Genomic DNA, 12,727 nt, shown 5'->3' with positions numbered 1-12,727 from the left:
GACTCCTTGTTGGGGTTGGGTGCTGTCGGTGCCGCAACGCCGGGCTGGTTTTTTATTGCCCCGCTTGTATTAGCGGGTGTCATCGTAGCCAGGGAATATTGCATCCGCATGTCACGAAAATTTCAGTGTCATTGGCTCAGCTGGCCTTGCTCGCCGTGCTGCTGCCGACCACCCTTCTCGCCGACAACCCGCATATTGGCTTCAGCAAGCAATGGACTTACAAACATGGCGTGACCGCCGGCCAGGTTTCGGAAATTCCCGCTTTCGACAAGCGGACGAATACGCTCTGGGTAGCAGGTGTGGTCGGCGTCGATGTGCTTGATGCCAGGACCGGCACGCTGCTCAAACATATTGATACGAGTGCCTATGGTTCGGTGAACAGTGTCGCTATCAAGCATGGCTTGGCCGCCTTCGCCGTCGAATCAACAAACCGTACCAGCCCGGGTGTCGTGCTCTTCTACGATACCAGGAGCCGTGTGCCAAGCGCCGGCATCAATACGGTCGAGGTGGGCGCGTTGCCCGACATGCTGACCTTTACCCCGGATGGCTCACGTCTGCTGGTAGCGAACGAGGCGACGCCGAGCGTCTATGGCGCCCGCATCGGAACGACTATTCCCTATGTCTATGGCACTTCTGGCAACGACCCGGCGGGCAGCGTCAGCATCATTGACGTGGCCTCGCGCAGCGTCGTTGCTACGGCAGGCTTTAACGGCGTGGCGACCTCGGGGGCCAATCTGCGCTTAACGACCGGCATGGACTTCGAGCCTGAGTACATCGCCGTCAATGAAGACGGCACCAAGGCTTTCGTCACCCTGCAGGAAGCCAATGGCATGGCCGTGCTCGACCTGACGACCAACGAATTCACTCAGCTTATCGGTCTTGGCGCCAAGGATTTCAGCCTGCCAGGCAATCAGATCGATCCGCTCAACGAAGGCACGGTTTCCTTCGCTTCGCACAAGGTCAAGGGCCTCTACATGCCGGATGGCATCGCTGCCTACGAGTGGAAGGGCAAGACCTATCTGGTGATGGCCAACGAAGGTGACTTCCGGGAGGACGACAAGGATCGTTCCGCCGCCAGCACCTTTGGCGCCGTTGCACCGCTCGACAAACTTCGTGTTTCCAACGCCGATTCCTCGGCGAGTGAACTCTATGCGGCGGGCGCCCGTTCCTTCTCGATTCGCGACGAAGCGGGCCGGCTGGTCTACGATAGCGGTGACATTCTCGACAAGAAGGCGGCCGAACTCGGCATCTATGATGACGGACGCAGCCGCGACAAGGGGGTGGAACCGGAAGGTGTCGCACTACTTGATATCGGTGGCCGTACCTATGCCTTTATCGGCCTCGAGCGCACAACGAAAAGCGCAGTCGCCGTGTTCGACGTCACAGTCCCGCACAAGGCCTCCTACGTCGACATGATCGTTACGGATGGCGATGTCGCCCCCGAGGGATTGAGCGCTTTCCATTATCGCGGCGAGTTCTATCTGGCTATCGCCAACGAGGTATCCAATACCACGTCGCTTTATCGAATCGATCGCCTTTCCGCTCACCACCATAAACGCTGAAAGATAAACACCGATCGTTTCATCTCAATTCCAGCAGCCGTTTAACTACATACGAATGAGTTATTGCCCAACCGACCTATAAGCAAATAAAAAATCATTCGTTCTGGGTCTGGACAGGCCTCCCTAGACTCCGCTTCACCCTAATTTGGATAAGCGGAGTTCCCCATGAAGCTAAAAACCGTCGTTTCCAGCCTGCTGGCTGCATCGGTCCTGGCCGGCAACGTGCTGGCTGCCGATATTTCCCTGCTCAACGTCTCCTACGATCCGACGCGCGAGCTGTATCAGGATTTCAACGCAGCTTTCGCCAAATACTGGAAGGCGAAGACCGGCGACAACGTCACCATCAACCAGTCACACGGTGGTTCCGGCAAGCAGGCGCGCGGCATCATCGACGGCCTGGAAGCCGACGTCGCCACCCTGGCGCTGGCCTACGACATTGATGCGCTGGCCGACAAGGCGCTGATTCCGCAGGACTGGCAGAAGCGTCTGCCGAACAATGCGTCGCCCTATACCTCGACCATCGTTTTCCTGGTCCGCAAGGGCAACCCGAAGGGCATCAAGGACTGGAACGACCTGGTCAAGCCGGACGTCGCCATCATCACGCCGAACCCGAAGACCTCGGGCGGCGCCCGCTGGAACTACCTGGCGGCCTGGGCCTACGCCCTCGAACAGCCGGGTGGTAACGAAACGAAGGCGAAGGAGTTCATCGGCCAGATCTTCAAGAACGTCAAGGTGCTCGACTCCGGTGCCCGCGGGGCGACCACGACCTTTGTCGAACGCGGTATCGGCGACGTGCTGCTGGCCTGGGAAAACGAAGCCTACCTGTCGCTCAAGGAACTCGGTGACAAGTTCGAGATCGTCACGCCGTCGCTGTCCATCCTCGCCGAGCCGCCGATCACCGTCGTCGACAAGACCGTCGACAAGCACGGCACCCGCAAGGTAGCCCAGGCCTATCTGGAGTACCTGTACTCGGCCGAAGGCCAGGAAATTGCCGCCCGCAATTTCTACCGGCCGCAGGATGCGAAGATCGCCGCGAAATACGCCAAGCAGTTCGCCAAGACCCGGCTGGTGACGATCGATAAATCCTTCGGCGGCTGGCGCAACGCCCAAAAGGTTCACTTCTCCGACGGCGGTGTCTTCGACCAGATCTACGTGCCGAGCGGCAAGCGCTAAGCGTCTTTGCGCGCAGGGCAGGGCGGGGTGCAGTTGCGGCCCCGCCTTTCTTTATTCAAAAAATGCATTTCTATTTATGAATTAAGTATTTCTACTTATAAACCGGGATTCATAAACTGGCCGCCAACTGCTGCAACGCAGCAAAATTCAGGGAAGGCATCATGGCAATACGCAAGCGTTTCAGTCCGCTGCCAGGTTTTGGCCTGTCGCTGGGCTACACCATTTTCTATCTGTCGCTGATCGTGCTGATTCCGCTCAGCGCGGTCGGCGCCAAGACCATCGGCATGGGCTGGGAGGCATTCTGGGCCGCGGTCAGCAATCCTCGGGTCGTCGCTTCCTATGAACTCAGTTTCGGGGCGTCGCTGCTGGCAGCTGCGGTCAACGTCGTTTTCGGCCTGATTTTCGCCTGGGTGCTGGTCCGCTACCGTTTCCCCGGCAAAGGCCTGGTCGATGCCTTGGTCGACCTGCCTTTCGCGCTACCGACCGCCGTCGCCGGCATCGCCCTGGCCACGATCTACGCCGAGAACGGCCCGGTCGGCAGCTTGCTCAAGCCGCATGGCATCGAAGTCGCCTACAACCCGAACGGCGTGCTGCTCGCCCTGATCTTCATCGGCTTGCCGTTCGTCGTGCGTACCGTGCAGCCGGTGCTGGCCGACCTAGAAAAGGAAGTCGAGGAAGCCGCGGCCGGCCTCGGTGCCTCGCGCTGGCAGACCTTCGTCAAGGTCATCCTGCCCCACGTTTTGCCGGCGCTGCTGACCGGTTTTGCGATGGCCTTCGCCCGGGCCGTCGGCGAGTACGGTTCGGTCATCTTCATTGCCGGCAACGTGCCGATGGTGTCCGAGATCACGCCGCTGATGATCATCACCAAGCTCGAACAATACGACTATGCCGGCGCCACCGCGGTCGCTTCGGTGATGCTGATCTTTTCCTTCGTCCTGTTGCTGATCATCAATGGCCTGCAGGGCTGGATGCAAAACCGTTACTCGAAGGGAGCCTGAGATGTCGGCCACTATCGCTCTGCAACACGGCGCGCTCGAACGCTACGAAACGCCCAGCACGCGCGAACCGCAATGGATCAAGCTGCTGCTGATCGGTATCGCGCTGAGCTTTTTCACCGTCTTTCTGCTGTTCCCGCTGGTCGCCGTCTTCGTCGAGGCTTTCCGCAAAGGCTGGGGGACTTATCTCGCCGCGCTGTCGAGCCACGACGCCCTGGCCGCTATCCGGCTGACGCTGCTGACGGCCGCGATCGCGGTCCCGCTCAACCTCTTCTTCGGCGTCTCGGCCGCCTGGGCCATCGCCAAGTTCGAGTTCCCGGGGAAGCGCCTGTTGATCACGCTGATCGACCTGCCGTTCTCGGTCTCGCCGGTCATTTCCGGGCTGATCTACGTGCTGCTGTTCGGGGCCCAGGGCTGGTTCGGTGAGTGGTTTGCGGCGCACGACATCAAGATCCTCTTCGCCGTGCCGGGCATCGTGCTGGCCACCATTTTCGTGACTTTTCCCTTCGTCGCCCGCGAACTGATTCCGCTGATGGAAGCCCAGGGCTCCGAAGAGGAAGAGGCGGCGGTCGTACTCGGTGCCAGCGGCTGGCAAGTCTTCTGGCACACGACGCTGCCCAATATCAAATGGGGCCTGCTCTATGGCGTGATTCTCTGCAATGCCCGGGCGATGGGCGAGTTTGGTGCCGTCTCAGTGGTTTCCGGACATATCCGCGGCATGACCAACACCATGCCGCTGCATGTCGAGATTCTCTACAACGAATACAACTACGCCGCGGCCTTCGCCGTCGCCTCGCTGCTGGCGCTGCTCGCCATCGTCACGCTGGGCCTGAAGACGCTGGTCGAACGCCAATCCCACAAACAGAAAACCGAATCCCTGGCCCTGGAGAACGCATCATGAGCATCGCGATCCGTAACATCAGCAAGCACTTCGGCGCCTTCCACGCGCTTGACGACGTATCCATCGACATCCCGTCCGGCGAACTGGTTGCACTGCTCGGGCCGTCCGGCTGCGGCAAGACGACCTTGCTGCGGATCATCGCCGGCCTCGAATTCGCCGACTCCGGGCGCATCCTGCTCGAGGGTGACGATGCTTCCGGGCGCCACGTCCGCGAGCGTAACGTTGGCTTCGTCTTCCAGCATTACGCGCTGTTCCGTCACATGACGGTCTTCGAAAACGTCGCCTTCGGCCTGCGCGTCAAACCGCGCAAGTATCGCCCGAACGAGAACGAAATCCGGAAACGGGTCAGCCGCCTGCTCGAACTGGTGCAACTCGGCTGGCTAGCCGACCGTTATCCGTCCCAGCTCTCCGGCGGCCAGCGCCAGCGGATCGCGCTGGCCCGCGCCCTGGCGGTCGAGCCGAAAGTGCTGCTGCTCGACGAGCCGTTCGGGGCGCTCGATGCCAAGGTCCGCAAAGAACTGCGCCGCTGGTTGCGCCAGTTGCATGACGAGATCCATGTCACCAGCGTTTTCGTCACGCATGACCAGGAGGAAGCGCTCGAGGTTTCGGACAGTATCGTCGTCATGAACAAGGGCAGGGTGGAGCAGATCGGCTCGCCCGACCAGGTTTACGACCATCCGGCAACGCCTTTCGTCGCCAGCTTCCTCGGCTCGGTCAATCTGTTTCATGGCCGCGTCGAAGACGGCCACCTGCATGTCGGCGAGCATGCGCTGGCAGTCGGTGCAGGGCATGCGGCAACGGAGCAGGCGGTCGGTTTCGTTCGGCCGCACGAGTTCGACCTGTTGCCGGCGAATGCGCCGGGCACCGGCTTGCCGGGCAAGATCCTGCGCATCATCGCTATCGGTCCGCTGGCCCAGGTCGAACTGGCCCGGCCGAACGGCGAATTGCTCGAGGTGGCAATCCTGCGCGACACCCTCAGCGTGCTCGGGCTGCGCGAAGGCGACGAGGTGTCGCTGCGCCCGAGGAATATCCGGGTTTTCCAAAATAACGAACGACTGGCCGCTTAAGACGGCCGCGATGGAGAGAACACCATGAACTTCCAGCAACTCAGAATCATCCGTGAAACGGTCCGCCAGGATTTCAACCTGACCGAAGTCGCCAACGCGCTGTACACCTCGCAACCCGGGGTCAGCAAACACATCAAGGATCTTGAGGACGAACTCGGCATCGAAATTTTCGTTCGCCGCGGCAAGCGGCTGCTCGGCCTGACCGAACCGGGCAAGGAACTGGTCGGCGTCGTCGAGCGCATCCTGCTCGACACCCAGAACCTGCGCCGCATCGCCGACCAGTTCGCCAGCCGTGAAACCGGCCATTTCGTCGTCGCCACGACGCACACCCAGGCCCGCTATGCGCTGCCGAAGATCATCCAGTGGTTCAAGGCCGATTATCCGAAGGTCCATCTCACGCTCTTGCAGGGCAGTCCGCGCGAAATCGCCGAACTGGTCGAAACCGGCCAGGCCGACGTCGGGATCGCCACCGAAGCGCTGGAAGGCGTGCCGGAGCTGGTTTCCTTCCCGTTCTATTCCTGGCACCACGCGATCATCGTGCCGCAGGGGCATCCACTTCTATCGGTCGAAAAGGTCACCCTGGAAATCCTTGCCGAATATCCGATCATCACGTACCACGAAGGCTTTACCGGTCGGGCCCATGTCGATAAGGCATTTTCCGAGGCGGCCATCGTTCCCGATATCGTTTTGTCGGCCATCGATGCCGACGTGATCAAGACCTATGTCAGCCTCGGCCTGGGCGTCGGGGTCGTCGCTTCAGTGGCCTACGACAAGGAACAGGACCGCAACCTGGAATTGATCCCGGTTCCCGACCTGTTTCCCTCCAATACCACGCGCATTGCCGTTCGCCGGGGGACATATTTGCGCAGCTATGCCCACGCCTTCATCGAAAAGGTTTGCCCGGACGTGGGCGAGGAAAGCATCAAGTCAGCACTGAAGTCGCAAAATGGGGGGGATGCATAGAGAAGCCTTTAAAACATCTTCAATGGCTCGGCACGAGCACGGTTCGGCTACCGTTACTTTCCATCGGGCTAACGAGACCGGCCACTTCCATTTGCTCGACCAGGCGGGCGGCGCGGTTGTAGCCAATGCGAAGATGGCGCTGGACGAGCGAGATCGAGGCACGGCGTGACTCGATGACAATCGCCACCGCCTGATCGTAAAGCGGGTCGCTTTCCTCGACATTGCTGGCACCGCCAGCTTCCGCTTCGCTGCCATCCGGGGCGCCGAGTACGGCATCGATGTAATCGGGAGCGCCGTATTGTTTCAGGTGTTCAGCCAGCGCATGCACCTCGTCATCGGCGACGAAGGCTCCGTGCACCCGTTGCGGATAGCCCGTACCCGGCGGCAGGTAAAGCATGTCCCCTTGACCAAGCAGGGTTTCAGCGCCCATTTGGTCGAGGATGGTCCGACTGTCGACCTTGGAGGAGACCTGGAAGGCAATCCGTGTCGGAATATTCGCTTTGATCAGTCCCGTGATGACATCCACCGAGGGGCGTTGCGTGGCGAGAATCAAGTGGATGCCGGCCGCGCGGGCTTTCTGCGCAAGGCGAGCGATCAGTTCCTCGATTTTCTTGCCGGCGACCATCATGAGGTCGGCAAACTCATCGACCACGACGACAATAAAGGGCAATGTCGTCAGCGGTACCGGACTTTCCGTAACCAACGGATCGGGATCATAGATTGTGCGACCGGCATCCTCCGCTTCGCGGATTTTCTGGTTGAAGCCCGCAAGGTTGCGCACACCGAGCATGCTCATCAAGCGGTAGCGGCGCTCCATTTCCGTCACACACCAGTGCAAGGCATTGGCTGCCAGTTTCATGTCGGTGACGACCGGCGCCAGCAAGTGCGGAATGCCGTCATAAACCGAAAGTTCCAGCATTTTCGGGTCGATCATCACGAAACGAACTTCATCCGGTGTCGCACGGTAGAGCAGCGAAAGGATCATCGCATTGACCCCGACCGATTTGCCGGAGCCGGTCGTCCCGGCAACCAGCATGTGCGGCGCCTTGGCCAAGTCGGCGACGACCGGTTCGCCGGTGATATCTTTCCCCAGTGCCATCGCCAGTTTGGAAGCGTGATGCTGGAAGACATCGGAGGAAAGAACCTCCGAGAGGCGGATCATCTGGCGCTGCACATTGGGTAGTTCCAGGCCCATATAGGTTTTGCCCGGGATGGTCTCGACCACACGAATCGACGTGACACTCAAGGCACGCGCCAGATCCTTCATCAGATTGACCACCTGCGCACCGCGTACGCCGACGGCCGGTTCGACCTCATAACGCGTGATGACCGGCCCGGCACAGGCATCACGAACGGCGACCTTAACGCGAAACTCGCCCAACCGTTCTTCGATCAGACGGCCGTTTTGGTTCAGTGCATCTTGGTCAACTGGTGTTTCCGTCCCGGACGGTGCTTGCAGCAGGGTCAGGGGGGGCGCATAGTTTGCCCAGTTGCGGGGCGCAAAGGCAGCAGATGTCGCAAATTCATCGGTCAACAGATCGCGGCTTGCATTTTCTGGAACGATGCCGAGGTCTGACTCTGGCACTGAAGCAGTAGCGAGCATTCCTACTGAAATCGTCGGCCGGATGACAATGCGCGGTTTGACAAACGGGATCTGGACCATGTCCGGCGCTAATAGCGGCTGTTCATCAAAAGCTTCAGGCGCCTGTTCGGCCGACAATGAGGTGATCGCGGGTATTGCTTCGACCTGAATAGCAGGTGAGGGTGCTGAGCTGCTTGATGCGGAGCTGCCCGTTGCCTTGCCAGAAGAGGCGGCTTCCGGCAGCGTTGTCGGTTCGTGCATCGGCGATCTGGGTCGAGCAGGGGCGCTAATACTTGCCGAGATCGGCTTTCTTGGCGCTTGCGGACTGTGTTGCCGCTTGGTAGGCGAGAGTTGATCGCTTGACGGCGCAGTTCTCCTCTCCACTAATGCTTGGTTCTCGACAAGCATGGGGGCCGCAACCTTCAGCGCTGGAGTGACAAACTGCTCCGCTGATGAAACCGCGTGGGGAACGGGCACCGGCGCAATTACTTCAACATTTTCGACCGGTGCTCCAGGCAAGGACAAATTAGTCGTTGTTTCATCTGCTTTCGACAGTTTCTCGGTCGTAAACTCTGGTGCATACGATCCCGTTTCCTTGGGAATCGTATGTTTGCACAAATTGGCGGGGACCGGTTTGACCAGACTGGCACGAGGCTTTGAGGTCGTGACCGGTGGCATCCGTTTGGCAGTCCCGGCTGAGCGAGCGGCTTGGGACTCGGATGAGAGCTGTGAGCTCGGCTTGGCTGGGCTAGCCATTGCCGGTTGTAACGCACGAAGGGCCTGAATTCGAATTGTTTGCGCTGACGCTATGCCTTGCTCGGAGAGAGAAGCATCCTGAGCGATGTTGGTTGTTTGCCGTCCCGCCCTGCCAGGAAGGTGGCCCCCGTGGATTTTGAGGAGGCGGGCACGAATTACTGCCTCGTCCATTGGTTCGGCATCGGGGCGTCTTTCAGTTACAGGCGGTAGTTGGCGTCCGCGATAGTGGCGCTCCAAATTCTGACGAATCCAGGCGTGATCATCTGCAAGGTGTTGGCGTAAGTCAGCGGCCGTTGCCGGGCTGTTTCGCTTGGACGGCGTAGGCGGAGCAGACTGTGATGTAACGAGGGGGGGCACAACGGCTGCCGCTTTAGAGTTCTCACTGGCTGGCTGGTCACCCTCGAGCGAAGACTCGAACTCCCTGGTCGGTCGTTGAGAATTGAAGAATTGCTTGAAGACTGACCCAACCCGGGTCAGCCCGTTGCTCAGATTGCTTACCAAACCGTCGAGCGGTGTATTGCTCTCTTCACTAGAGTCCGGGTACTGAGTTGCCTTGTGCTTGGGATTCACTGCTGTTCTCTACGGTGGCAAGAGTAAGCTCTACTCAAAAAGGCTCACTTCAAACGCGCGCTTAAAAGGATGGGATTTTATCTGATAGCGCGCTAGTGCATTGCGCACAAATGCGGCTACCCTTCGGCCAGTTCGCATAATTTGTATTACCCGGGGCATTATTGGCCGGGTTGCTTGTGCTGCAAGGGGAGGCGTCGATTACTGGCGCGGTAATGTCTTTGCAGGTGGCGTTAATCAGAAGGGCTTGACCGGGGTCGAGGTTGAGCAAAGCGGCGGCGCGCAAGGCGGCGGCGTTGGACAGGGTTCCTCTGTTCATGGATTGATTCATAGCTTGGCGGGTGATGCCAAGGGCGGCGGCGCATCGGGCGGCGCTGGGGAATCGTTTGACAAGCTGGTCAATCAAGGCGTTTTGCATGGCGGTATCCGAAAGGCGCGGCGGCGGGTGAGCGGCTGGCCGGCAAGTGATGCTTGTCAAATGGAAACGGCTCTTGTTCGTCAAGTTGTAGTTGACGCGCCTGAAACGGGCCAATCAGTTTTTTCTATGCCTCTCCGGTCGGAGGGCTAAACCATGTTTGTCATTTCCAAGTATTCACGCCGGGCGCGTGGGCATGTGGTCGCCTGTGATTTGTTGAGGGCGGTGCTGCATAGCGCGTGTGATTTGGCGGCGGAGCGCCATAACGAGGCGATGTATGCGCGGCTGGCGGAGGATTTCGGCGGCTATCTGGTGACGGATAGTGATCCGATGACTGTGGCGGAGATTCTGGCGACGGATGGCGGGCGGCATTGCGCGCCGGGCTTCGGGCTGTTCTCGGATCGGCGCGGGTTGTATGCGCCGGCCTTTGATGAGCTTTGCACTACTGAGGGGGCCGTTTATGGATGCGCCGGGCTGCATTCCGGCGGGTTCGTGCGTCAATCTATCGCCGTGGTGGTTTCGTGGCGATGCGCCACCGCAAACGGTCGTCGAGCGGGGTGGCAAATGAGCCCGGCGGGGTGGTGTGGCGACAAGATGCCTTGCCTGTGCAATGACTGCTTGAGGGTGGTCATGCTGACGGTCGATGAATGCATTCAGCAGGCGGACGATAGCGGCATGATTCCGTGCGAGTGCGGCGGCGATGTTTGCCCGTGCGGCTACTGCGATTCGATCCTCGCCGGGCTGGTGGCCGGGGTGCGCGATGGTGAGGCGCTGGGGCTGGCCGTGGCTGGGCCGGTGGAATGGTCGCCGGGCAAGGGGTTCGGCAAATGAGCGCCATCCGTCTGAAGCTGGTCGAGTGCCGGGCGATCCTTGGCGGGGAGCGCGATCCTTTCCGCGTGGTGTGGGACGAACAAGCGACCACAAGTGACCGCCGGGTGTTGCTGGCGATGGCTGGGGAGCCGGCGCAATCGGCGGGGCGCTTGGCGGGGCGGGCGTGGTGCGATCTGCGGGCGGATTTGCGCGGGCGGGTGTTGAGCGCGCTGAAGCGCTTCAGCGGCTGGGCGGAGAAGTTGAAATGAGCCGGCGCATGTCGTGCCGGGAGTTCGCGCCGATTGCGAAGGGGATTGAGGCGGCGGAAAAGAAGCGGTCTGAGAAGTGGTTGGCCGGGCGGCTGGATTTGCTGCCGTCGCACTGGGCAAACCTTGTGCGCCGGGAGCATAAGCGGCGCGGCGGGCTGACCGTGCCGGACGCAAACCGCTATGTGTTGGCGGTGACGGCCAGTGCGGCGGGGCGCTTGTCGCTGGCGGCGTCGGATGAAGATTTGAGGAAGGCGGCGAAAGAGGCGGCGGCGGATGCGTCGGCCATTGGCGGCGTGGTCTGTGCGGTGGGCGTGGTCAAGTCGCGGGCGTTGCTTGAGGGGCTGTGCGGGCGCTGGGGCGTGTTGCCGCCGGATGGTGGGGGCGACATGCCGGCCATTCGCCGGATGCTGTGCCCGCGTTGGTGGCTGCGTCGTCTGCGCCGGGCGCATGGGCGGCGCTGTGAAACGGCGGCAATCACGGCGGGCGTCGTCAAGCGGGGCTTGTGGCCGTATGCCTCTCAAGATGCCGTCGAGATGCGCTTGGCCCAGCGGCGGCGAAATGCGCGGTCGATTGAGGCGGCGTATGTGATCTGCGATGCGTCGGGCGAGTCGTTGAGTTTGGCGGAGGTGGTGGCCGGCTCGATTGCCAATCCCGAAGTGAAGCGGGCTGAACTCATGGTGCGGGTTAAGGGCTGCGATGCCATTGCTAGTGAAAACGGCGACGCTTGCGAGTTCTGGACGGTGACCGCGCCCAGCGAATACCACGCAATGAAGATGGCCGGGCCGGTGGCCGTGCCGAATCCGGCCTATACCGACAAAACCCCAAGGGATGGGCAGATTTACCTCTCGAAACTGTATGCGCGGGCGCGGGCGGCGTGGCATCGGCGCGGGCTGGCCGTTTTCGGGCTGCGAACAGTCGAGCCGCACCATGATGGATGTCCCCATTGGCACATGATCGTGTATGGGCCGGCGGAAGATTTGCGGTTGGCGCGCTATTTGATGAAGCGTTACGCCTTGCGCGAAAAGGGTTGGGAAGATGGGGCGGCGGAGCATCGGTTTAAGTGGCTGCCGGCCAAAGCGGGCACCAAGGGCGCGGCCTATGCGGCCAAGTATGTGAGCAAGAATATCGACGGCAAAGGGCTTGAGGGGGATATAGATCCTGAAGGCCAAAAGAAGATTTCCGCCAGCGTCAAGCGGGTCGATGCGTGGGCGTCGAAGTGGTCGATTCGGCAATTCCAGTTCTTCGGTTGCCCGGCGATTTCGGGCTGGCGGGTTTTGCGCCGGATGCGCGGGCCAATAGCGATCGTTGGCAGCATGTTAGAGCGGGCGCGCTCGGCGGCGGATGATTCCGACTTTGCCGGATACTGGCGGGCGGCGCTGGCCGGCGGCTTCTCCCTGATTTATCGGGCGGCTGACCGGGTGACGGCCTACGGGGATGAAGCGGCGGCGCGGATTGTCGGCATTGCGGAAGGGGCGCGGCGCGCCTTGCTGCCAGAGAAGGTTTGGCGCATTGAATGGGCCGGGGCGTCGGCAAAAGGGGGTTTTGGGGTTCCTCGGTCTTGTGTCAATAACTGTACGGGGCACGATTTCGCGGCCTTGGCGGTGGCGAATTTGTAGGGGGCTTGTGGGCGATTTGGATTTTGTGTAGTGTGCGAGCCAGTCCATAAA

11 protein-coding genes are annotated in these 12,727 nt (G+C 60.7%); 9 read left to right on the top strand and 2 right to left on the bottom strand.

Annotation, left to right across the window (positions count from 1 at the left end; all coding sequences use genetic code 11):
- Positions 1-125 precede the first annotated feature (125 nt).
- The 6 genes from AT959_RS05190 (at position 126) to AT959_RS05165 (ending at position 6,661) form a co-directional block, all read left to right on the top strand.
- Positions 126-1,562 (top strand): choice-of-anchor I family protein, encoded by a 1,437-nt coding sequence (locus AT959_RS05190; protein WP_157651212.1) that lies wholly within the window; start codon positions 126-128, stop codon positions 1,560-1,562.
- A 165-nt stretch (positions 1,563-1,727) separates the two neighbouring features.
- On the top strand, positions 1,728-2,735 hold the full coding sequence (locus AT959_RS05185; protein ID WP_066881299.1) for a sulfate ABC transporter substrate-binding protein: 1,008 nt from the start codon (positions 1,728-1,730) through the stop codon (positions 2,733-2,735).
- Positions 2,736-2,896: 161 nt separating this feature from the next.
- On the top strand, positions 2,897-3,733 hold the full coding sequence (gene cysT / locus AT959_RS05180) for a sulfate ABC transporter permease subunit CysT (protein ID WP_083518220.1): 837 nt from the start codon (positions 2,897-2,899) through the stop codon (positions 3,731-3,733).
- A gap of 1 nt (position 3,734) precedes the next feature.
- Positions 3,735-4,631: a sulfate ABC transporter permease subunit CysW gene (gene cysW, locus AT959_RS05175; protein WP_066881295.1), complete on the top strand. Its 897-nt coding sequence runs from the start codon at positions 3,735-3,737 to the stop codon at positions 4,629-4,631.
- Positions 4,628-5,698: a sulfate/molybdate ABC transporter ATP-binding protein gene (locus AT959_RS05170; protein ID WP_066881293.1), complete on the top strand. Its 1,071-nt coding sequence runs from the start codon at positions 4,628-4,630 to the stop codon at positions 5,696-5,698. Before cysW ends, AT959_RS05170 begins: the two co-directional genes overlap by 4 nt.
- Before the next feature lie 24 nt (positions 5,699-5,722).
- The gene (locus AT959_RS05165; protein ID WP_066881288.1) at positions 5,723-6,661 is read left to right on the top strand and encodes a CysB family HTH-type transcriptional regulator; all 939 of its coding nucleotides are present in this window, start codon (positions 5,723-5,725) and stop codon (positions 6,659-6,661) included.
- Between the two features lie 19 nt (positions 6,662-6,680).
- Here AT959_RS05165 and AT959_RS21565 read toward each other — a convergent pair whose 3' ends face one another.
- Both AT959_RS21565 and AT959_RS21005 read right to left on the bottom strand, forming a co-directional pair.
- On the bottom strand, positions 6,681-8,504 hold the full coding sequence (locus tag AT959_RS21565) for a DNA translocase FtsK (RefSeq protein ID WP_240481728.1): 1,824 nt from the start codon (positions 8,502-8,504) through the stop codon (positions 6,681-6,683).
- Positions 8,505-9,630: 1,126 nt separating this feature from the next.
- On the bottom strand, positions 9,631-9,984 hold the full coding sequence (locus tag AT959_RS21005; RefSeq protein ID WP_157651211.1) for a hypothetical protein: 354 nt from the start codon (positions 9,982-9,984) through the stop codon (positions 9,631-9,633).
- A 153-nt stretch (positions 9,985-10,137) separates the two neighbouring features.
- On the opposite strand from AT959_RS21005, the gene AT959_RS05155 reads away from it, so the two are divergent.
- Genes AT959_RS05155 through AT959_RS05145 form a run of 3 tightly spaced genes read left to right on the top strand, consistent with a single transcriptional unit; the run spans position 10,138 to position 12,676 of the window.
- Complete coding sequence (locus AT959_RS05155) at positions 10,138-10,812, top strand: hypothetical protein (protein WP_066881286.1); 675 nt, start codon at positions 10,138-10,140, stop codon at positions 10,810-10,812.
- Entirely contained in the window at positions 10,809-11,060 is a 252-nt protein-coding gene (locus tag AT959_RS05150) for a hypothetical protein (protein WP_066881284.1), read from the top strand. Before AT959_RS05155 ends, AT959_RS05150 begins: the two co-directional genes overlap by 4 nt.
- A complete protein-coding gene (locus AT959_RS05145) occupies positions 11,057-12,676 on the top strand; it encodes a replication endonuclease (RefSeq protein ID WP_066881282.1) in 1,620 nt (539 codons plus the stop codon). The genes AT959_RS05150 and AT959_RS05145 overlap by 4 nt, the downstream gene beginning before the upstream one ends.
- Positions 12,677-12,727: the final 51 nt, after the last annotated feature.

This window comes from Dechloromonas denitrificans (assembly GCF_001551835.1).
Taxonomy (GTDB): domain Bacteria; phylum Pseudomonadota; class Gammaproteobacteria; order Burkholderiales; family Rhodocyclaceae; genus Azonexus; species Azonexus denitrificans.
Note: the sequence above shows the minus strand (reverse complement) of the source record. Positions and strands in the feature narration are given on the sequence as shown.